This is a genomic window from Flavobacterium sp. OHVDL-2026-0007, from assembly GCF_059882335.1.
Window position 1 is genome coordinate 1,625,100 of sequence record NZ_CM187612.1, and the last position, 23,284, is coordinate 1,648,383.

At 35.6% G+C, this 23,284-nt stretch carries 19 protein-coding genes; 18 read left to right on the plus strand and 1 reads right to left on the minus strand.

Going from position 1 to position 23,284, the window contains the following annotated elements:
* The first annotated feature begins 227 nt into the window (after window positions 1–227).
* Complete coding sequence (locus tag AC51AA_RS06150) at window positions 228–1,385, plus strand: hypothetical protein (protein ID WP_500704854.1); 1,158 nt, start codon at window positions 228–230, stop codon at window positions 1,383–1,385.
* 91 nt (window positions 1,386–1,476) lie between these two features.
* On the opposite strand, the gene AC51AA_RS06155 is transcribed toward AC51AA_RS06150, so the two are convergent.
* Window positions 1,477–2,490, minus strand: coding sequence for a zinc-binding alcohol dehydrogenase family protein (locus AC51AA_RS06155; protein ID WP_500705616.1), 1,014 nt, complete (start codon window positions 2,488–2,490; stop codon window positions 1,477–1,479).
* Window positions 2,491–2,747: 257 nt separating this feature from the next.
* On the opposite strand from AC51AA_RS06155, the gene AC51AA_RS06160 reads away from it, so the two are divergent.
* The 17 genes from AC51AA_RS06160 to AC51AA_RS06240 all read left to right on the plus strand — a co-directional run bounded on the left by AC51AA_RS06160 (window position 2,748) and on the right by AC51AA_RS06240 (window position 23,215).
* The gene (locus AC51AA_RS06160; protein ID WP_500704855.1) at window positions 2,748–3,668 is read left to right on the plus strand and encodes a GNAT family N-acetyltransferase; all 921 of its coding nucleotides are present in this window, start codon (window positions 2,748–2,750) and stop codon (window positions 3,666–3,668) included.
* Window positions 3,669–3,822: 154 nt separating this feature from the next.
* The gene (locus AC51AA_RS06165; protein ID WP_500704856.1) at window positions 3,823–4,416 is read left to right on the plus strand and encodes a TetR/AcrR family transcriptional regulator; all 594 of its coding nucleotides are present in this window, start codon (window positions 3,823–3,825) and stop codon (window positions 4,414–4,416) included.
* 239 nt (window positions 4,417–4,655) lie between these two features.
* Window positions 4,656–5,873 carry an efflux RND transporter periplasmic adaptor subunit gene (locus AC51AA_RS06170; RefSeq protein WP_500704857.1) on the plus strand — a complete coding sequence of 406 codons (1,218 nt, stop codon included), beginning with the start codon at window positions 4,656–4,658 and terminating at the stop codon, window positions 5,871–5,873.
* An 11-nt stretch (window positions 5,874–5,884) separates the two neighbouring features.
* Window positions 5,885–9,046 (plus strand): efflux RND transporter permease subunit, encoded by a 3,162-nt coding sequence (locus AC51AA_RS06175; protein WP_500704858.1) that lies wholly within the window; start codon window positions 5,885–5,887, stop codon window positions 9,044–9,046.
* Window positions 9,047–9,176: 130 nt separating this feature from the next.
* Complete coding sequence (locus tag AC51AA_RS06180) at window positions 9,177–10,595, plus strand: TolC family protein (RefSeq protein ID WP_500704859.1); 1,419 nt, start codon at window positions 9,177–9,179, stop codon at window positions 10,593–10,595.
* Between the two features lie 232 nt (window positions 10,596–10,827).
* Window positions 10,828–11,208: a DoxX family protein gene (locus tag AC51AA_RS06185; protein ID WP_500704860.1), complete on the plus strand. Its 381-nt coding sequence runs from the start codon at window positions 10,828–10,830 to the stop codon at window positions 11,206–11,208.
* 11 nt (window positions 11,209–11,219) lie between these two features.
* On the plus strand, window positions 11,220–11,429 hold the full coding sequence (locus AC51AA_RS06190) for a hypothetical protein (RefSeq protein WP_500704861.1): 210 nt from the start codon (window positions 11,220–11,222) through the stop codon (window positions 11,427–11,429).
* A gap of 60 nt (window positions 11,430–11,489) precedes the next feature.
* The gene (locus AC51AA_RS06195; RefSeq protein ID WP_500704862.1) at window positions 11,490–11,999 is read left to right on the plus strand and encodes a DinB family protein; all 510 of its coding nucleotides are present in this window, start codon (window positions 11,490–11,492) and stop codon (window positions 11,997–11,999) included.
* A gap of 10 nt (window positions 12,000–12,009) precedes the next feature.
* On the plus strand, window positions 12,010–12,477 hold the full coding sequence (locus AC51AA_RS06200) for a DUF1440 domain-containing protein (protein ID WP_500704863.1): 468 nt from the start codon (window positions 12,010–12,012) through the stop codon (window positions 12,475–12,477).
* Between the two features lie 302 nt (window positions 12,478–12,779).
* Window positions 12,780–13,835 (plus strand): glycoside hydrolase family 130 protein, encoded by a 1,056-nt coding sequence (locus AC51AA_RS06205; protein ID WP_500705617.1) that lies wholly within the window; start codon window positions 12,780–12,782, stop codon window positions 13,833–13,835.
* Complete coding sequence (locus AC51AA_RS06210) at window positions 13,819–16,089, plus strand: glycosyltransferase (protein ID WP_500704864.1); 2,271 nt, start codon at window positions 13,819–13,821, stop codon at window positions 16,087–16,089. The genes AC51AA_RS06205 and AC51AA_RS06210 overlap by 17 nt, the downstream gene beginning before the upstream one ends.
* 243 nt (window positions 16,090–16,332) lie before the next feature.
* Window positions 16,333–17,091 (plus strand): MlaE family ABC transporter permease, encoded by a 759-nt coding sequence (locus AC51AA_RS06215; RefSeq protein ID WP_500704865.1) that lies wholly within the window; start codon window positions 16,333–16,335, stop codon window positions 17,089–17,091.
* 1 nt (window position 17,092) lies between these two features.
* Window positions 17,093–17,872 carry an ABC transporter ATP-binding protein gene (locus AC51AA_RS06220; RefSeq protein WP_500704866.1) on the plus strand — a complete coding sequence of 260 codons (780 nt, stop codon included), beginning with the start codon at window positions 17,093–17,095 and terminating at the stop codon, window positions 17,870–17,872.
* Between the two features lie 21 nt (window positions 17,873–17,893).
* On the plus strand, window positions 17,894–18,709 hold the full coding sequence (locus AC51AA_RS06225; protein ID WP_500704867.1) for an MlaD family protein: 816 nt from the start codon (window positions 17,894–17,896) through the stop codon (window positions 18,707–18,709).
* An 18-nt stretch (window positions 18,710–18,727) separates the two neighbouring features.
* A complete protein-coding gene (locus AC51AA_RS06230; protein WP_500704868.1) occupies window positions 18,728–21,523 on the plus strand; it encodes an AsmA family protein in 2,796 nt (931 codons plus the stop codon).
* A 7-nt stretch (window positions 21,524–21,530) separates the two neighbouring features.
* Window positions 21,531–22,019, plus strand: coding sequence for a low affinity iron permease family protein (locus AC51AA_RS06235; protein ID WP_500704869.1), 489 nt, complete (start codon window positions 21,531–21,533; stop codon window positions 22,017–22,019).
* On the plus strand, window positions 22,016–23,215 hold the full coding sequence (locus tag AC51AA_RS06240; RefSeq protein WP_500704870.1) for an NAD(P)/FAD-dependent oxidoreductase: 1,200 nt from the start codon (window positions 22,016–22,018) through the stop codon (window positions 23,213–23,215). The genes AC51AA_RS06235 and AC51AA_RS06240 overlap by 4 nt, the downstream gene beginning before the upstream one ends.
* Window positions 23,216–23,284: the final 69 nt, after the last annotated feature.

A 23,284-nucleotide genomic window follows, 5' to 3' on the forward strand; every position in this document is an offset into this window, starting at 1 on the left:
AAAACACCTCTTATTTCCTTACATAAAACTTGGTAAAACTGCTTTTATAGTAGATTTGTCTTACAATTATACTTTTATACTAACTTTGCAAGTATAGGTAAAACATCATTAGAAACTTATAAATTTACTTTACTTCGATTATAATGGATTAAGTTTGCTTTGACAGAAACTCTCGTTCGATATTTAAAATTTTTAACCTAAATAAACCGTAAATCACAAGATCATCTATGAGATCAAATTACATAACTATATTATTATTCTTTTTAGCAACACTATCGATAAAAGCCCAAGAAGTTACCACAAACATTGGATTAGACACCTTAAGTGTTGAAAAAAATCAAATTGTAAAACTTTGGAAAAATTATTTACTATCTAATCCTCACGAATTAAATAATAATCCAAATTGGTGTGACAATGATAAAGCAAAATACAAAAGTTATGATTTATTACGAAGTGAAGGTTTTTTAAATCCATCGCTGTATTATTTTCAAATGAGTAATAAGATCTTATCCATATCAAAAACAGAAAATGATTACGTTATTAAATCTGCTTTTTATGATAAGGAAAACTTTGACATATACGCCATAACCAATGTAGTTGCTACGAAAATAAACCAAAACTTCTATCTGACCAATTATCAACCAAAACTAACCAAAGACTGGCAAACCAAAGTAATTGGAAACATCACCTATCATTATTTCCCGCAATATGTTTTTAATGAGACAAAAGCTGATCAAGCTAATGAATACTTGATAAAAATCTGTTCTATATTTCAATTAAAACCTCAAAATATAGACTACTTTATTTGTCGCGATTGTGAAGATATTTTTAAAGTAAAGGGGTTTGATTATGTCATGACAATGGGCAATGGAAAAGAGTGCGGTTTTTTTGATTCTTTCAATAATATCATTTACGCAACAGCTCAAGCAGGCGAGAATCATCAACACGAAATAACCCATTTTATTAATAATTATTTCCCGAATGCAAACGAACTACTATTGACCGGTTTGTCTGCCTATTGGGGAGGAGAAAATGCTCACAAGGGGAAATCCTTGCTCTATAGTATTAAAAGAGTCAATGCCTTTTTAAAGTTACATCCTGAAGTAGATTTAAATAAGCCAAATGACTTTTGGAAACTAGACGAAGAAACAAATCCCCAATACGTAACTGGTGCATTGCTATGCAATTTAGCCATTGAAAAAGGAGGCATCAAACTCTTTAAAAAATTACTGAATCAGAGCAAAACGGAAGAAGAACTTCTCATTTTTATTGAGAAGGAATTAAAAATAAAAAATGGTACTCTAGATCATTATTTGAGAAAAAAAATAGATCAGATTTCAAAGCAAAATAAATTCATAGCACTAGACATAGAGACTAAAGAGTAAAAAACACTCCTAGCAGTTTCACTCATACCGAAACATCTTCATTAAAAACATAAAGCAAGCCCTTTGAAGCTTGCTTTATGTTTTTTTCTCTTTAAAATTTAATGGCAATTTTACCAATTGTTTTACCCGACTCTAATAGTTGATGTGCTTCTTTAAAATTTGCTGCTGTCAAACCTGTCAGTGTTGTTTTTAGTGTGGAATGAATCGTTCCGTTATCTAGCCAAGTAGCTAATTGATTTAAAATATAATGTTGTTCGATCATGTCGTCTGTCTGAAACATCGAGCGTGTAAACATTAATTCCCAATGAAAACTGACACTTTTACCCTTTAATTCGCGAAGGTTAACATTTTCTTTCGGATCACTAATCGAACCAATATGCCCCTGAGGCTTTATTAGCTCTACAAAGGCACTCCAATACTGATTGACATCTACAAAATCTAAAATAAAATCTACGTGCTGAAAACCTGCATTACGAACTTCTTCTACTAAATTTTTATGATTGACTACAAAATCGGCACCTTGTTGTTTACACCACTCAATAGATTCGGGGCGAGAAGCCGTAGCAATCACGGTCAACCCTACTACTTTTTTGGCCAACTGAATCGCAATTGAACCTACTCCACCTGCGCCACCAATTATGAGAATGGTTTTCCCCTTATCTTTTTCTGGATTGATCCGAATTCGGTCAAATAAAAGCTCCCACGCTGTTAAACCTGTCAAGGGCATTACAGCTGCTTGTTCTGCACTAAGCGTTTTTGGTTTATTCCCTACTATACGCTCATCAATTATTTGATATTCTGCATTGCTTCCTGGCTTGGTAATATCTCCTGCGTAAAAAACTTCGTCTCCTACTTTAAATAAACTTACTTTATCACCAATGGCTTCTACAATTCCAACAGCATCCCAACCTATAATTTTTGGCGTTTCTAAAACAATATCTTTCGCGCTATTCTGACGTATCTTATAATCTACAGGGTTTACAGAAACTGCTTTAATTTTGACCAATAAATCATGTGCTACTGGAACCGGTTTTGGCGTTTCAAATTCAACAAAACTATCTTCTTTTTCTATTGATAATGAGCTTTTAAATCCTATTGCTTTCATCATATTCAAATTTTAATTTACACTACTATCACAAAGATACACACAAACCAAATGCTAACAGTGGTACAAATCTACTATCAAACGGTACATCTTTTATCTATTTGTATTTTATTAGAAAATGCATGAATCTACCAATATATAGAACCTACAGAAACCACCATACCTTAAAGGCCAACCTTATAAAAAAAACCTAAAATTTAATTCTAATTTTGCATATATGTAGTTAACTACGTAATTTTATACGCAAATTATTTTCTATGGTACTAGAACAATCAAAATCATTGGTATTGGGTAATCTTTTACAGCGTTTAAATGAAAACCTAAGAAAAGAAGCACAACAGTTTTATCGAAGTGAAAACATCGACTTTGAGCCAAAATGGTTTCCAGTTATCTATGTGCTATCACAAAAACAAGCTATAAGTGTTGTGGAACTGTCACAAGAAATAGGATACTCCCATCCGACCACCATTTCATTATTGAAAGAATTGGAAAAAAAGGAATTGATTGGCTCAACCAAGGATGCTAAAGACGAAAGAAAGCGCTTGATAACCCTAACGGATAGGGCTAATAAAATGATCTGTCAATTAGAACCTTTATGGCAAATCATGACTGAAGCATTGATTGAACTGACCCATACCGATAATAATTTATTCAAAGCCATAAACGAAGTAAATCAAAATCTGAGAACAAAAAATCTTTTTGACCGAATGACAGCAATCAAAGAAACGAAAAATACAATGGCACAAAGTGCTACAAAAAATTTAATTATAGTAGAAAAAGTAGACGATCAAAAACTAATTGATATCGCCTTTGCCATTAGAAGACAAGTATTTGTAGAAGAACAAAATGTATCACAAGAGCGCGAGTCTATGGATGATGAGCAAGCCATACACTATCTGGCCACTGTAAATGGTTTACCAGCTGGAGCAGCGCGATATAGAAAGATGGAGAATGGGTTTAAAATTGAACGAATTGCCGTTTTAAGCACCTACAGAGGCAAACGAATAGGCGAAGCTATACTGCACAAAATACTGGACGACTTAAAAGACAAAAAGAAGATTTATTTGTACGCTCAAGTCAATGCAAGTCGTTTTTACATCAAAAACGGATTCAGACAGACCGATAATTTTTTCCTAGATGCCGGAATTGAGCATGTCGAAATGGATTTCATAAAATAACACAGACGAGTAAAAGCCTTTGAATCCAAGCATTTCAAAGCTTTTTCTTAGTCCTCTATGGAGCAATAAAAAAAATTGATACTCCTATTGTACTATATTTAAAAATTAATCTACCTTTGCTTAACAGTGTTAGATTATTTAATACACTATCAAAATGGCAAGTAAAGATCGTATTTTAAGACAAAAAGAAGAGACAAGAAGTAATATTCTTGAAGCTGCTTATGCTATCGTTAAAGAAGACGGTTGGCAAGGTCTGAGTATGCGAAAAATTGCCGATAGAATTGAATATACGGCACCTATTATCTACGAATACTTCTCCAATAAAGAAGCAATCCTACAAGAGTTAACTGGTAAAGGGTTTATTAAATTGACCAAAGAGCTTGAAAAAGCCAAAGCTAAATTTGACAAACCAGAAGAGCAATTAGAAGCCATGTGGATGGCCTATTGGGATTTTGCCTTTACCGATACCGAAATGTATCAAGTGATGTTTGGCGTACAAATGAATTGTTGTTCACAACAATGTTCGGCCTCTAAAGCACCTTATGAATTATTTGTTGCTGTTATTGCGGAGATCATGAAGAATAGCAGTCCTACTGAAGATATTATCAAACAAAAGTATTTCACCTTCTTTTCCGTGATTCATGGTTTAATCGCCATCAACATCATCAACAAAAGTGATATACTAGAAACAATCAACAATCAGATTCTTAAAGATGCCATTGGTGGTATCATTAAATCGATACAATAAAAAAAATTTCATCTTAATTTAACAGTGATAAATAATTTAATAATCAATATATAATTAATTTTGCAACTTCATTTAACAGTGATAAATGATTTAATAGGTTTTAAAAAGCTTTTTTTTTCATTTCAACTTAACAGTGATAAATAATTTAATACCAATTGTGAGATATAATTGGAAGGCTTTTTTGATGGTCTTTTTCAACCATTTACTTAACATCGTTAGATAATTTAATACAATTAAATATGAATCCCGAGAATACCCGCATACCACAAATTTTTAAAAGAGAGAATGTCCAACCAATTAAATCAAATAGTAAAATGAAGAATGTAATTATAACCAGTTTTATTCTAGCACTCGTACTAAGCAGTTGTGCTGATAAAACGCAAGCTCCTGCTCCCGCAGCTCCCCTACTACCAGTTTTAGCAATCCAAAACGCAAATGCTGTCACAGATTCTGACTATCCAGCTTCCATACAAGGAACCATTGATGTAGAAATCCGCCCGCAAGTAAGTGGAAATCTAGAGCGAGTATATATAGATGAGGGATCTTATGTAACTAAAGGTCAAACCCTATTCAAAATAAACGAACGTCCCTTCCGCGAGCAATTAAACAATGCTATAGCGAATCTTCATGCTGCCGAAGCGGCTTTGATCAATGCACAATTAGAAGTGGACAAATTAACCCCACTAGTTCTAAATAAAGTGGTTTCTGATTATCAGCTAAAAACGGCTAAAGCTTCTCAAAAAATAGCAGCTGCTAATATAGAACAAGCCAAAGCCATGGTAGGATCGGCCAAAATTAATCTTGGTTATACTACTGTAACGGCTCCTGTTAGCGGGTATATCGGAAGATTACCTAAAAAACAAGGAAGTTTAGTTTCTTCTACTGATCTTGAGCCTTTGACTAGCCTTTCGGATGTACACGAGGTTTATGCTTATTTCTCTTTAGGGGAAACTGATTTTATCAACTTCAAAGCTAAATATGCTGGAAACAGTTTGGGTGATAAACTTAAAAACTTACCTCCTGTAACTTTGATCTTAGCCGATAATAATGCTTATCCTCAAACGGGGAAAATCGATATGGTCGATGGTCAATTTGATAAAAATACCGGAGCTATTACTTTAAGAGCAACTTTTCCAAATACTGGTGGAACCTTACGTTCAGGGAATACAGGAAAAATTCGTTTAGGTATTCAACATGACGATGCCATTCTAATTCCTCAATCCGCTACTATAGAAATGCAGGACAAAATTTTTGTTTTCACTGTGGGTAAAGAAAACAAAGTAAACAAAATGCCGATTACCGTTATTGGCAAAACAGGAACAAACTATCTTATCAAAGAAGGTGTACAAACTGGTGATCTTATTGTATTAAGTGGTATCGATAAACTTCAAGAAGGACAAGTGATTCAACCACAAAAATCGGCACCAGAAGTTGCCCAAATCATTAACAAAAAATAATTTTTACGAAGATGTTCAAAATATTTATACAAAGACCTGTACTGGCAACCGTAATCTCCATTTTATTGGTGATTCTGGGTGTACTTGGACTCACGAAATTGCCATTGCAACAATTTCCTGATATTGCCCCTCCCTCGGTTTTGGTAACAGCCATATATCCTGGTGCTAATGCAGAAACCGTTTTGCGATCTGTTGCTCCTTCTCTAGAAGAATCCATTAATGGTGTAGAAAACATGACCTATATGAGTTCTACAGCCAGTAACGATGGTACCCTAGCCATTACTGTTTTCTTTAAATTAGGAACCAATGCGGACCAAGCTGCAGTAAACGTTCAAAACAGAGTAGCACAAGCGACGAGTCAATTACCTGCAGAGGTGGTTCAGCAAGGTGTAACCACAGCCAAACAACAAAACAGTTTTATTATGGCCATCGGTATGTATACCGATGACGAATCCAAATACGACCAGACCTTTGTGGCCAATTATGCGCAAATCAACATCATTCCAGAAATCAAAAGGATTCCAGGAGTTGGTTCGGCCAGCATTTTTGGTGGTGTGAAAGATTATTCCATGCGCGTTTGGTTGAATCCAACTCAAATGGCTACTTACAAGATTACTCCAAACGAAGTAATGTCTGCTATTCAGGATAAAAGTTTGGAAGCTGCTCCCGGTAAGTTTGGAGAAAGAAGTAAAGAAGTTTTTGAATATGTTATCAAATACAAAGGGAAATTAACCCAACCAGAAGATTATCAGAACATTGCAATACGCTCTAATGCGGATGGTTCGATTCTTCGTTTAAAAGATGTTGCCCGAGTAGAACTTGGCGCCTATTCCTATACCAGTTTAACGCGTTTGAATGGTAAAAAAGGAGTGGTAATTGGTATTATTCAGTTGGCAGGTTCCAACTCAAATGATATACAGGTTGCCATTAATAAATTGATGGTAAAAGCCTCCAAAGATTTCCCTAAAGAAATCAAACACAATATTTTCTATAGTACTAAAGTATCCTTAGACCAATCCATCGAACAGGTACAACATACTTTAATAGAAGCTTTTATATTAGTCTTTATAGTGGTCTTTATTTTCCTTCAGGATTTTAGATCCACTTTGATCCCTGCTATTGCAGTTCCGGTTGCGATTTTGGGTACGTTCTTCTTCATGCAATTGTTCGGATTCTCGATCAATTTATTGACTTTATTCGCCTTAATCTTAGCCATTGGTATTGTGGTCGATGATGCTATTGTGGTGGTCGAGGCCGTCCATGCCAAAATGGAACACAAACAATTGTCTCCAAAAGTAGCTACACATGAAGCGATGCACGAAATAACGGGTGCCATTATTTCCATTACCTTGGTTATGGCTGCCGTATTTTTACCGGTTGGTTTCATGGAAGGCTCCACTGGAGTTTTCTATCGCCAGTTTGCTTTTACCATGGCCATTGCCATTGTCATCTCAGCCATTAACGCTTTAACGCTAAGCCCTGCCCTAGCTGCTTTATTCTTAAAAGACAACCATTCAGCACACGGAGATGCTCCTTATGTCAAACAAGGATTTAAAGAAAAATTCTTTAATGGATTCAACAGAAGTTTTAACTCTTTAACAGATCGTTATGTGGGTGGATTGAAGTTTTTAATTCGTAACAAATGGGTTAGTTTAGGTGGTTTAGCCCTAATTACTTTCGCTACAGTAGTGATGGTTAAAACGACTCCTTCAGGATTTATCCCAACAGAAGACCAAGGATTTATTGCCATTGCGGTAAACACTCCTTCAGGAACTTCATTAGATGGAACTCAAAAGGTAATGACCGAGGCAGAAAATATTCTTAGAAAATTAGATGCTTCAAGAGACGTAACGGCTATTTCTGGTTTCAATTTATTAACCAATTCAACGAGTCCTTCTTCAGCAGTAGTTTTTGTATTGTTGAAACCCAATGAAGATCGTGGTGCCGTTAAAAGCATCGATGAAATTATGAATCAAGTACGAGGTAAATTAGGCGCTATTACTGGTGGTAGTTTCTTTGTATTTAGTTTTCCTACTGTTCCTGGTTTTAGTAATGTGGAAGCTTTAGACTTAGTCCTACAGGATAAAACGGGTGGTAAACTCGATAAGTTTAGTGGTATCTCTCAGAACTTCATTGGACAATTGATGAAACGTCCTGAAATTGCTGTAGCCTTTACGAGTTTCAAAGCTGATTATCCTCAATTGCAATTGGATATTAACGATGAAAAAGCAGATCAATTAGGCGTAAAAGTCAAAGACATACTGCAAACCATGCAAGCTTATTTTGGTAGTGCACAAGCCTCTGACTTCAACCGATTTGGAAAATACTACAGAGTAGTAGTTCAGGCCGATATTGATGATAGAGCCGATCCTTCATCCATAGATCGCGTGTTTGTTAAAAATAAAAATGGGGAAATGGTTCCGATCAATACACTAGTTAAACTAACTCGTATATACGGTTCCGAAACCGCTTCAAGATATAATTTATTTAACTCGATTTCGATCAATGCCATCCCTAAACCTGGATTCAGTTCTGGAGATGCCATCAAAGCCATTGAAGAAGTTGCAGCACAACAATTACCTGCTGGTTATAGTTATGAATTTTCAGGACAAACTCGTGAAGAAATTTCTTCTGGAGGGCAATCGGCAACTATTTTCTTGCTGTGTTTGATATTCATCTATTTCTTACTTGCTGCACAGTACGAAAGTTACATATTGCCTTTGGCTGTAATCTTATCCATACCTGCAGGTATATTTGGTGTATTTGTAGCGATCGGTTTGACCGGTATTGAAAATAATATTTATGTACAAGTGGCACTGGTCATGTTAATCGGACTGCTTGCCAAAAATGCCATCTTGATTGTGGAATTTGCCGTCCAAAAAAGGAAATCGGGTCAGGCCTTAGTCAAAGCCTCCATAGACGCAGCAAAATTGCGTTTACGACCAATCATTATGACCTCATTGGCCTTTGTGGTAGGATTAATTCCGATGATGAGCGCCAAAGGTCCATCCGCACAAGGTAATCACTCCATCAGTATTGGTGCAGCAGGAGGTATGATTTCAGGTGTAATACTTGGTTTGTTAATCATTCCAGTTTTATTCATCGTATTCCAACATTTACAAGAAAAGGTTTCTGGAAAACCAGTAGCCGTAATTCATAACGAAGAAAAATAAAAATGGAAAATTATATAACAGCAGCCCTGGTGACCATCATCGTTGGCATCGCTTATCTATCTTATAAGATCTCAAAAGATCTTGATACTAGAAAAGATATCTGTTCAGAAATTTAATGACGACAAAAAAAATGAAAAAGCACATAACCAAAATCGTGATGATCGCTATTTTGATCACCACCTTACTATCCTGCTCGGTTTCTAAGGATATTGAAACTCCAAAAGATGCATTACCTGATAACTTCAGGAATGCATCCCTTTCAAAGGATACTACTAGTATCGCAGATTTGGAGTGGAAAAATTTCTTTACAGAAAAAGACATCATTGAGTTGATTGATCAGGCAGTAGCACGTAATAATGATTTACAAATTGCTACTAAAAACATCGAGATCGCGCAATACCGATTCACACAATCCAAATGGAATAATGTGCCTCAGGCTAATTTATTTGTAAACACTAGTATCAATCGTCCTTCCGAGAATAGTTTCACAGGAATGAACTTGAGTCAGGCTTTAGGAAAACAACATGTCGAAGATTACTCCACTGGAGTTGCTCTTTCATGGGAAGCGGATATTTGGGGGAAAATAAAGAATCAGAAAAAAGGCGCTTTTGCTAATTACCTGCAATCAGAAGAAGTAAAAAAAGCTTTGCAAACTACTATTGTGGCCAATGTTTCTAAAGGTTATTACAACCTTTTGATGTTAGATGCCCAATTGCAAATTGCCAAAGAGAATGTCAAATTAAACGATAGTACCACCAACATCATCAAATTAAAGTACGATGCGGGTCAGGTAAGCTCATTGGCTATTCAACAATCACAAGCGCAGCAATTAAGCGCTGCTCAGTTAATTCCCCTTTTAGAACAAAATATAGCAATTCAAGAAAATGCTTTAAGTGTCTTGACTGGCTCTTTTCCAAATTCAAAACAGAGAACAACCTCTTTGAGTGCAATTGCTCTAAAAAACAACACGGCCATCGGAGTCCCTTCTTCATTAGTAAGTCGAAGACCAGATGTAAAAAGTGCTGAGCTGGCTCTAAAGGTAGCCAATGCTAATGTTGGCATCACTAAAGCGGATTTATATCCCGCACTGCGTATTACTGCGCAAGGTGGTCTAAATTCATTTGAAACAAGCAGTTGGTTTAACATTCCTGCTTCATTATTCGGTACAGCTCTTGGGGGCTTGACACAACCTTTATTGAATAATAAAAGAATGAAAACGCAATATCAGATTGCTGTCGCTGAAAGAGAAAAAGCGGTTTTAGGTTTTAGACAAGCAGTTTTAGTAGCCGTTAGTGAAGTCTCTGATGCTATGGTCAAAGTAGATAAATTAGACCAACAAGAAACCTTTCTAAAAGAGCGTGTGAAAACGTTGCAGCTGGCCATTAAAAATGCCAATTTACTGTTCAAAAATGGTATGGCAGAATACCTAGAAGTGTTAACTGCCCAAGCCAATTTATTGCAAAGTGAGCTGGAATTCGCCAACATAAAAAGAGAACAATTATCAGCCAATACCGAGTTGTATCGTGCCTTGGGTGGTGGTTGGAAATAATACCCATTTTACTTAATTATTTTTTTCAAGAGCGCTGTAAAACTTCTGTTTTACAGCGCTCTTTCTGTTTCTAATAGGCGCTGTTCTTAGCTCATCGATTTTCTATTTTTTTATCCAATACCCATGATCTGTCCCAAATGCCCCTAAAATAGTCGCAAATGTGTATTCCCTCAAAAGAAAAAGATTGTTAAATTTGTAATAAACTAATTAACAACCACTTAAAAACAACCCCATGAAAAGAGCAAAAATTATTTTCTGGATCACAACTATTATTATTTTCTTATTTGAAGGTGTGATGCCCGCCTTAACTTCTCAAACTGAAATGGCTAAAGAAGGCATCCGACATCTAGGTTATCCAGAATATTTTGGGACTGCCTTGGTCGTTTTCAAAATCTTAGGCGTATTGGTATTGGTCATTCCGTCCATCCCTAAGAATATGAAAGAATGGGCTTATGCCGGTTTTGGCTTTGATTTTATATTTGCATCCATAAGTCATTTTTCCGTTGATGGAATTGGTTTTCAAGGCTTTTTCCCATTACTCTTTTTAGTGATTTTAGCCATTTCCTACATCTATTACCACAGAATTGAGCGTTACAAAAACATTGCGTTCTAACAAGACAAATCATGATCGGAATTTTCAAAACCAATGTTCAAGAAGTAGCACATTCTAAAATGATTGTGGAACAACTACTCGAGCAGTTTCCCAATAGCACCATCACTTTTGATTTGGAAGACTGTGATAAAATTTTACGAATCCACGGTGGATCCATTTCAAACACAAGCATAATTGCGCTTCTTAATGGTCATGGTTTTCATTGTGAAGTACTTGTTTAAAGAACAACAATCCTATAAAATTACTACATTTTAATTTCTTCCATTTCAAAAATAAAAAAAATGAAAACACCTCTGCAAAAAAACATACTGGAAACATTTAAAAATTTAAATGAAACACTGGCTGGTTTTTCTCAAGAAGAATTCAATACGGTCCCTTTTAAAGGGAGTTGGACAGCAGCACAAGTAACCCAACATATCCTGTTGGGATGTTCTGGTTTTCCTGAATTATTTGCGGGAAAAACACAAAAAACAATCCGGGAATATGATAAACATATAAAAATACTAGAGGATATTTTTCTCGATTTCAATACTAAAATGGATGCGCCTGATTTCCTGAAACCAGAATTTAAAAACTACAATAAAAATTCGCTAACTTTAGCGCTGGTTACCCTAGAATCTGATTTAATGCAGGCAACTGAAACTTGTGATTTAACCCTAACCTGCCTTGATTTTGAGGTGCCCGGTTTTGAAAAATTCACTATTTATGAATGGATCTATTTTGCTCTGGTTCATATCCAAAGACATACAAAACAATTAAATACTATTTCACATCAGCTAACCAAATTATAAAACCCTTTATATGAAATCAAGATCCGGAGCTATTTTTTTATCCACTTTAGTGGCAGGCACATTGGATATTATCGCTGCCATAGTTGTTTATACTGTCATTTTACAAAAAACAACAGCCGAGAAATTGCTACAATCAATTGCCAGTGGCATTTTTAAAACAGAAGCTTATACCGGCGGCGCACAAATGGCTTTATACGGTTTCCTATTGCATTATTTTATTGCTTTAAGCTTCTCGTATTTTTACTTTATGGTCTATCCTGAGTTTCCATTTTTAAAAAAGAGTACTATCCTTTCAGGTGTTTTATATGGTGTTTTTGTATGGGTGGTCATGAACCTAATTGTTTTACCTGTTACCTTTCCTATCTTACCTGAGAAACACTTTGATTTCCCCCTACTCTTATCCATTCTAATATTGATATGTTGTATTGGGCTTCCCATTGCTTTTATCACTCGAAAATATTATACTTCACGTCAATAGTTCTAAACAACTAGAATAAAAACAAAAAACGAAACTGGATCTGTCTAGTTTCGTTTTTTTTTATATCCCTCATTCTTCACAAGCTGTTCTACTCTTTCAAAGTTCACTTCATCCATTGAACTTAACTAACTCAAAGCCATATTGTAGTATAACCTCCCGCTTTTTTCTAAAAACCTTAGCTACCCAAATACTCTTTTTCGTTAAAAAAATCCCATAAAATCTTATTGAGTTAATTTTTTAATGGATTGGATTAACCCTAGCCTGATTGATGCCTTAATTTTAAAATATTAAATAGTATGGACATGGAAGCAGCGATAAAACATGGTGTTATTTTAGAAAAAACAGAACGAACTTTCGAAGAATTAGGTGTTTTAAATCCAGGTATCTATCAAGATGGAAATACGGTACATATGTTCTATAGAGCCGCCAAAAAAGGCAATTTTTCAACTATTGGTTATTGCCGTTTCGAAGGTCCCATGACATTAGTAGAACGAAGTATTGAACCTATCTTTTCACCTGAATTCATTTATGAAATTCATGGTGTAGAAGATCCTCGTATCACCAAAATTGATGATCTGTACTATATGACTTATGTCACCTATGATGGAATCAATGCTTGTGGTGCCTTGGCTGTTTCAAAAGATTTAAAAATTTTCAAAAAGAAAGGGATCATCACGCCAAAATTTATTCTAAATGAGTTTACAAATCTCATTAGAAAGCATCTCCAAAATCCAAGCGTAGCTAAAATACTCTCTTTTAACGTAGAGCGAAATTATCCCCTAACAGAAACCATAAAAGAGAACTTATATGTATGGGATAAAAATGTGGTCTTGTTCCCCAAAAAAATCAATGGAAAATTTGTTGCCCTACATCGTTTATTCCCCTCGATACAAATCTTTAGTTATGAAAAAAAAACAGATCTAACAGAAGAGTTTTGGAAAGAATATATGAAAAACTTACCCGATCATATCGTCATGGAACCCAAATATGAGCATGAAACAAGCCATATTGGTCCAGGTGCTCCCCCTATTGAAACTCCAGATGGTTGGCTCTTCATTTATCATTCCGCTGAGCGAAGAGAAAAAGGCTTGGTTTATCACGCTTCGGCTGCCTTATTAGACCTTCACAATCCTCAAAAAGTACTAGCCAGATTGACAAAACCCATTCTATCACCAGAAGAATATCATGAACGACACGGATATGTAAACTATGTGATCTTCCCAACGGGAACGGCAATTTTCGACGACCGCTTATATATTTATTACGGTGCTGCCGACGACAAAATCGCGGTAGCTTCATTGAATCTTACCGAATTATTAACCGAATTAAAACAGCAACAACATGGAAGCACTATCTAACAAATCAAAAATACTTTTCCTTTCGACATTTCCTCCTACACAGTGTGGAATTGCCACCTATACACAGGATACAATCAATGGAATTACTGCTGTTTTTGACAAATCAATCAGTTGTGAAATTTGCGAATTGGTGGACAAACCAAAAGCAAAGTCAACACAAGCCTATACTTTAAATACCAAAAACAAAGCAGAATATGCCCAAGTGGCTCATGAGATCAATAAAGATAAATCCATAAAACTAGTCCATATTCAACATGAGTTTGGTTTGTTTGGGGGGAATTATGGAGACTATCTATTGGATTTTTTAAACGTCATAAAAAAACCCGTTACCTATACTTTTCATAGTGTCATTCCTAACCCCAATAAGGAATTGAAAACTTTTCTAAGACTATTGCTTTCCTATAGCAACTCGGCATTTGTTATGACCAATCAATCCAAGGAAATTTTAATACAGCAATATGGCATAGACGATAAAACAATTACCTGCATGCCTCACGGTACTCATATTGTTATTTATGAAACTCCGGATCAAGCCAAACAAAAATTTGGCTTAGAGAACAGAAAAGTACTTGCTACATTTGGGCTACTAGGAGAAGGAAAAAACATTGAAACGGGACTAAGAGCCTTACCACAAATTATCCAAAACACACCCAATGTCTTGTATCTCATTATAGGGAAAACACACCCCAATAATATCATTGAGGGTGTAGACCATTATCGCAACAAACTCGAAGCCCTTGTTGAGGAGTTACAACTGCAAGATCACGTACGTTTTATAAACGAATACCTCGATACCCCTGAACTTTTAGACTATCTAAAAGCAACTGATATTTATCTCTTTACCTCCAAAGACCCCAACCAGGCCGTAAGTGGTACTTTTTCATACGCTATGAGTTGCGCTTGTCCAATTGTTGCTTCCAAAATCCCTCATACCTTAGAAGTACTTACTTCTGATGCGGGTATATTAGTCGACATTGGAAATGTGGATCAATTTGCAGCGGCAACGATCCAATTACTAGCAGACGATTCTTTAAGAACCGAAATGGGTATTAACGCTTTTAGAAAAACCAGAGCTTCTTCTTGGGAAAATGTCGCTATCGCCCACATCAACACCTATAAACATCTTATCGACAATACCACTACCATCCAATACAGCTACCCACCAATTCGATTGGCGCATATCAAAAAATTGACCACCGAGTTAGGTATAATTCAATTCAGTAAAATCTCAGTTCCTGATATTACTTCTGGTTATACCTTGGATGACAACGCTCGTGCGCTTATTGCTTTTTGTATGCACTATAAACTGACCCAAGACAAAGATGACTTACCGTATATTTTGATCTATTTGAGTTTCATCGAACGTTGTCAAAAACCATCCGGCAATTTCATTAATTATATAGACCAAGAAAATAGAGAGCATGTCGAGCAAAATGCAGCAGTTAATTTAGAAGATGCTAATGCCAGAGCCATTTGGGCTTTAGGAATAGTCATTTCTAATGCTTCTATTTTACCCGAGTCTCTGGCTGCAAAGGCCTCCAAATGCTTATTGAATTCCTTAAAATGGCTTGAAAATTTACAATCACCACGTTCTATTGGTTTTGCTACAAAAGGCTTGTATTTATACCATACAGCAGTACCTAATTTTTATGTGGCAGCCATTATCAACAAACTAAACGCAAAATTGCTTTCCAATTATGAGATACACGCTTCGAAAAACTGGAAATGGTTCGAAAATTACCTGACCTATGCCAATGGTATTTTACCTGAATCAATGTTATACGCTTACTTAATTACCAACAAACCAATTTATAAAAAAGTAGCTTTAGAATCACTTGATTTTCTAATGTCTAAAATGTTTGTCGATAAAAAATTCAAAGTAATCTCGAACAAGGGTTGGTACCAAAAAGACGCTGAGCCTCATCAATACGGAGAACAGCCTATTGATGTTTCGTATACCATCCAAACCTTAAATTCATTTTATAATGCCTTTGACGCTCCACTATACAAACATCAAATGAAAACGGCCTTTAACTGGTTTTTAGGTAAAAATCATTTGCATCAAATTATGTATAATCCTATTAGTGGTGGTGGATATGATGGCTTAGAAAAAGAAAATGTCAACCTAAATCAAGGTGCTGAATCCACTATATGTTATTTAACAGCGCGACTATTGATGGAAAACTTAAAAGCTTCAGAAGCTAAAGTAATTGATTTAATTAAAACAAAAGCCGCCTTAATTATTCATTCCTAAATCCCTAGAAAAAACAAACTAACTTCCAGTTGCACTTTAATTTAAAAAAAGCCTTTTTAGGCTTTTTTTAGCATATAATCCAACGCAACTAAGTACAAATCAATTCACTCCATGCAAATTATATAACGATATCAAAGAGTTGTGTAATGTTTTTCAGGTACTAAAAAAGTAACTTTCAGATTGATAATAAGGCAGAATTGTTTTATTAAAACTATTTGCTAATGCCCTTAAAAACGAACTATTTTGATACTGAGCTTAAAACATACATTTGCAGATATAGGAAGTGCAACACTCTTTGCCAAAAAGTTTTTTAAAGAGGTATTCATACCTCCTTATGAGACAAAAGAGTTCTTGAAACAATGTTATCTTGTTGGTTACAAATCACTTCCCTTGGTAGCTGTTACCGCTTTTATTATGGGCTTGGTTCTTACGCTCCAATCTAGACCAACCTTAGTGAAATTTGGAGCAGAATCTTGGTTACCTGGTATGGTAGCACTTTCGTTAATACGTGAAATTGCCCCAGTGATTACCGCTTTAATTTGTGCAGGAAAAATTTCATCAGGAATTGGGGCTGAATTAGGTTCAATGAAAGTTACCGAACAAATTGATGCCATGGAAGTTTCAGCCATTAATCCGTACAATTATTTAGTTGTAACACGAATACTAGCTACAACTTTAATGGTTCCTCTATTGGTATTTTTTGCAGATGCCATTGGTATTTTGGGTGGTTATGTAGGGGTCAACATACATGCTGATGTTAATTTTTATCGTTACATCCATCAAATTTTAGAGAAGCTAGAATTCTTAGACATTATTCCCGCGACGATCAAAACTTTTTTCTTTGGATTCTTCATCGGGATGATTGGCTGTTATAAAGGATTCAACGCCTCAAATGGGACCGAAAGTGTGGGTAAAGCGGCGAACTCAGCAGTCGTAACGGCTTCCCTAACGATTTTTATCATTGACATGCTCGCTGTTCAAATAACCGATTTATTCTTTTAAGATGCGTACAGAAAAAGTAAATATAGCCACCGTCTCCGAAAGCAAAACAAAAGCGCCGATCATCGAAATCAAAAACTTACATAAAACTTTTGATCTTGATAATCACGTTTTAAAAGGAATAAATCTTACCGTAAACAAAGGTGAAGATTTAGTGATTTTAGGGCGCTCTGGTTCTGGAAAATCCATTATGATCAAATGCATTGTAGGCTTGATTCAGCCGGACCAAGGAGAAATTACCGTGTTCAATGAAAATGTACTGAATCTAAAGAAAAGTGAGTTAAACAAAATCAGGTTACGAATTGGCTTTCTATTTCAAAGTGGCGCTTTATACGACTCTATGTCGGTGAGAGAAAATTTAGCCTTTAGCTTAAGAAAACACAATCGAAAATTAACAGCTAACGAAATTGAACAGGAAGTAATATCGGCCTTAGAAGATGTGGGATTGAGTGATGCCATTGATAAAATGCCCTCTGAACTGTCCGGAGGAATGCAAAAAAGAATTGGCCTAGCGAGAACTTTAATCTTGAAACCCGAAATCATTTTATATGACGAACCCACAACGGGATTAGATACAATAACCTCTAGAGAAATCAGTGAACTAATCCTCGAGATCAAACACAAGCAAAAAGCGACTGCTATCATCATTACCCATGACATGGCCTGTGCTAAACTTACCGCAGATCGTATTATGGTGTTAAAAGAAGGGGTCATACACGCTGAAGGCTCCTATGTAGAATTAGAAAAAAATGAAGACCCCTGGGTACGTTCCTTTTTTAAATAGATAAAATAAACAGTAGAAATCATGGACAAGCCAGCTCAATATACTTGGAAACTAGGAATGTTTGTAACAATAGGTTTACTGCTATTCATAGCAGCAATTTATTATGTCGGAAAACAAAAAAACCTCTTTGGCTCTACCTTTCGAATAACCTCCAACTTTAAGACCGTAAGTGGCTTATCGGTTGGTAACAACGTTCGATTTTCCGGAATCAATGTTGGCACTATTGAAGAAATTAGGTTGATCAACGATTCTTCTGTAGTTGTGGCAATGGTTATAAGAGATGAAGTGCGCGAATTTATTAAAACCGATGCGCATGCTAGTATTGGTTCTGACGGATTAATGGGTGACAAAGTACTTACCATCTCACCAGGGGTGAAATCAAAAAAAATAATTCAAAACAATGGTCAAATTGCCTCTATTGATGGAATCGAAATGAATGACATTATGAAAAGCGTCAAGAAGAGTGTCGACAATGTTGGGGTCATCTCTGAAGAATTAGCCATTTTTAGCCATAGCATGAACAACGGAAACGGTGCCTTGGCTAGATTAGTTCGTGATGATAAGATGGCCAATAGTGTATCCAATACCCTCTCTAATCTAGAATCGGGTACCAAAGGTTTTAGTGAAAATATGAAAGCGGCAAAAAGCAACTTTTTGTTAAGAGGTTATTTCAAGAAAAAAGAGAAAGAGAAAGAGAAAAAATTAGAAGAAGCAAAAAACAATAAAGAAGAGCAAAGCAAAAAGGGTACTCAAGAAGAAAAGAAAACCACCAGAAAACAGCAACGACAAGAAGAAAAAGACGCTAAAAAAGCGGAGTCAGAAAAAGCAAAATCCTAATGTATCTAAAAGCATGTCATGCATATTTCCTATAAAAATAGCGCCCTAAAAATTTTGAAAGGCACAGCAATAGTACTGGTTGTTACTTTGTTGTTACTCTATTTTGTTCCTATATTTTTCCCTGGACAAGTGGCCTCAAAGGTGAAGAAAATTGCCAATAACCATCTAGCGACTAAAATGGAATTTTCAAAATTAAAACTTTCCTTCTTCACTCATTTTCCTGCATTGACTGTTTCTCTTGAGGACTTATCTCTAACTGGTTCAGCCCCCTTTCAAAATGACACTTTATTAAAAGCAGAGCAAGTCGCCTTTGGAATTAATTTAAAAAGACTGATTTTTAATGATGAAGTAAAAATAAATAAATTATACGTTTCTAAAGCATTGATCAATGTTATGGTGAACCAAAAAGGAGAAGCCAATTACAATATTTATATTGCCCCTGCCGATCAAAAGAACGCTCCCGAGGAGGGAACTGCTATTCGTTTAGAACGAATTGATCTAAAGGACTGTCGTGTAAAATATAACGATCGTTCTATTAAAACGCTCATAGACGCTAAAGGTTTTAATTATGTTGGAACAGGAAACTTAAGTGAGGATATTTTTGATTTAAAAACTATTGCCAAAATTGATCATGTCGATTTTTATTATGATAGAACGGCCTATCTCAGAAAAAAAGAAGTTCGTGCTGATTTAATAACTCGTATTAACACACATGCCCTTTCCTTTATTCTTCAAAAAAACAAACTAAAAATCAATCAATTACCTCTAAAATTTACTGGTTTATTTAGCATCCTAAGGGAGGGATATAAAATTGACATTAAAGCGGCCTCTGAAAATACAACCATAAAAGATCTATTTTCGGTCATGCCACCTGAATATCTAGACTGGTTGAACGAAACGGAAATCTCTGGCAAAAGTGATCTGCTTTTTACATTTAAGGGAAATTATAATGTCCGCAAAAAACAAAAACCGGATTTAGCTTTTAATTTAAAAATACATAATGGCGCAATAAACTACCAAAATGCCCCTGCACCACTAACCGATTTTCAAATGAATCTCAATGCTATATTGCCTTCTCTTGATCGTGAAAAACTCATGATTAATCTCCAGACCTTTAAATTCAAGGTGGGACAGAAAGATTATTTTAATGCCAATTTACGCAGCAAGGGTTTTAATGAAATGAAGGTGAATACCAGTATAAAAGGCGCATTAGATTTAGCGACAGTTGATGCAGCTTTGGGTTTAACCACCATTGAATTAAAAGGGATTCTAAAAACCAATATTCAGGCAAATGGCCTTTTCAGCACTTCTAAAAAATTATTCCCCAAAACCATTGGTGGAATTACCTTGCACAATGGTTGGCTAAAAACAAACTATTATCCCCATCCCATTACAGACATTACTTTCGTTGCCAATATGCTAAACAAAGCGGGAACATTTAAGGATTTAATTGTGGCTGTTGCACCCGCCTCTTTTGTCTTTGAAGGAAACCCCATGTATGTTAACGCGACTTTATCGGACTTTAATGATTTGGCTTATAACGCTAAAATAAAAGGAGAACTTAATGTAGGTCGAATCTATAAGGTTTTCTCCCAAAAAGGACTCGATATAACGGGTTACGCAAAAGCGGATCTTGCCCTTAGAGGAAAGCAAAGTTACGCCACAAAAGGACAATATGATAAGTTGGACAATAGAGGTACAATTTTAGTAAAAAACATCAAAGCAACGTCAGAATTATTTCCAAAATCATTTTTTATCAAAGAAGGTAATTTCCGTTTTCAAAATGAAAAAATGTGGTTTGAAAAGTTCAATGCTACTTACGGAAAATCTGACTTTGATATCAATGGTTATCTACTAAACACCATTAATTACTTTTTGGAATCCCATGGAACCTTGAGCGGAAATTTCAACCTGAAATCAAAATTAATTAATGTAGATGAATTTATGGCCCTTAAAAAAGGGGACAACAGTGATCGCAGTTTTGAAGTTGAATATGCCAAGGAAGATCATCCAAAGATGAGCGGAGTGGTTATCATACCTAAAAACTTAAATATTGCCCTTACCACAAATGCCAATAAAGTGGAATATAATGGACTAATTCTAAACCAACTCAGTGGTAAAACAGCCATCAAGACTGGGATCTTTTATTTAGAAAACACCCAATTTACTATCATTGATTGTTTAGTAGGAATTGATGCCACTTATAAAGAAGAATCGCCTACTTCAGCTCATTTCGATGCACACTTTAGAGCCAAAGATTTCAGCGTACAAAAAGCTTACAATGAAATCCCCTTGTTTCATGAAATGGTTAGCGTTGCCGAAAAAGCACAGGGGATTATCTCTGTCGATTATAAAATCAAAGGAGACTTAGATGGCAATATGGCCCCCATTTATGCGTCATTGGAAGGTGGCGGCTCACTAAACCTAAGTGATGTGAAGATCAAAGGATTAAAGATCTTTGATCGAATTAGTTCCAAAACGGGACAAAAAGGACTAGACAATCCAGATTTACAAGGAATTGAAATCAAATCGACCATCGATAATAATCTGATACATATTGATGACTTTACGTTTAAGCTAGCAGGTTTTAGGCCGACCATAAAAGGAACAACTAGTTTTGATGGTCTTTTAGACTTGCGAATGCGACTAGGTCTCCCTCCTTTTGGTATTATCGGTTTTCCGATTGTCATTACCGGAACCCACAAAGCCCCTCAAATCAAAATATTCAGCAAAACAGGTAAAAAAATTGAAGATGCCGTTTATGATGAAAAAAACAACAAAGTCATTAAGAAAGAAAAAGTTAAAACAAAATAAAGAGTAAATGAAAACAACCAAACAAAAGAACAGTAATACTTTTGAGAAGTTTGCCACTCGGGTTTCAAAAGCAGCAGGAACTACAACAGCCTTTATTGGTGCGTTGTTCATCGTAATGGCTTGGGCGGTCTCTGGACCCATTTTCGATTATTCCCAAACTTGGCAATTGGTGATCAACACAGGAACCACCATTATTACTTTTCTAATGGTGTTTTTAATTCAGAAAGCTCAAAATAAAGATTCATTGGCCATTCAGTTGAAATTAAATGAATTAATAGCTTCAAATGAATATTCCAGTAATAGCTTAGTGGACATCGAAAGCATGACCGAAGAAGAAATGATTATTGTGCAAAAATATTACCATCGCCTTGGTGAGCTTTCAAAAAAAGATGAAAGCATTAAAAATTCACATTCTATTGCAGAAGCACATCAACTGCATCAGCGCAAAGATAAAAACAGATCCAAAACCCGTATTCCACATATAGCTAAAAAATGAAACTACGCTCGACCAAAACTTTCTGGCCTTTAAAAAACGCCATGTTAAACAGCTATCCATCTATAGATACTGATGTAAATACGGCCATTTTAATTATAGGCGGCGGTATCACTGGAGCTTTAATCGCTTATAAATTAATCCACGAAGGTCAAAAAATAGTACTAGTAGACCGTCGCGATATCTGCAATGGGAGTACTGCTGCCAGTACAGCCTTACTTCAATATGAAATTGATGTGTCCTTACACGAACTTATTGAAATCAGAGGCCCTCAATGTGCTGTTGACAGTTATAAAAATGGAGAAAAAGCCATTATGGATTTACAAAACATAGTTGAAACCATAAAAAGTGACTGCCATTTTGAGCTCAAAAAAAGCATTTACTTCACCTCTCTAAAAAAAGACATTCCTTTCCTAAAGGCCGAATTTAAAACCCGACAAAAACATGGTTTTAATGTCAAGTGGTTAGACGAAGCTGATCTAGAAAAAATGGGATTAAATGCACTAGCGGGTATAGAGTCCCAAACAGCCGCCGTAATGGATCCATATCGACTAGCGAGCGATTTACTCTATTATTGCCAACAACACGGCATGCAGATTTTTGACCGTACCAATATCACCTCCATACAAAACAAAAGAGGAAAACTAATCGCCAATACCGAAAACAAATCTATTATTACAGCAGACCATATTATACATTGTAGCGGTTATGAAAGTACTGAAACATTAACAGAGAAGGTAGTAGATTTAAAAAGTACCTATGTTATTGTCTCAGAAAGTTTTTCCCAATTACCAACGGCTTTTACAGAGGCTATTTTTTGGGATACGGCTACACCCTATTTGTATTTTAGAGCCACTTCTGATAACAGGATTATTATCGGTGGCGGTGATGAAGAATTTAAAGATCCTAAAAAACGGGATAAATTACTGGCTATAAAGGCACAATATCTGTTGAGACAATTTCAAAAAAAATTTCCTGGTATTGATTTTAAAATAGATTATTCTTGGGCTGGAACTTTTGGAGAAACACTTGACGGCTTACCTTACTTTGGCAAACCAAATCCCTTAAAAAACGAACATTATGTGTTGGGTTTTGGAGGTAATGGAATCACCTTTAGTGTCATAGGCATGAACTCCATTTTATGTTCACTCCAAAATAAAAAACATCCTGATCTAGCCTATTACAAATTTGGAAGATAACTTTCTTTAGCTTAAAAGTTACTAAGATTCTAATCTTACTATTTTCTCCTTAGAACCTTATGCTTTGTA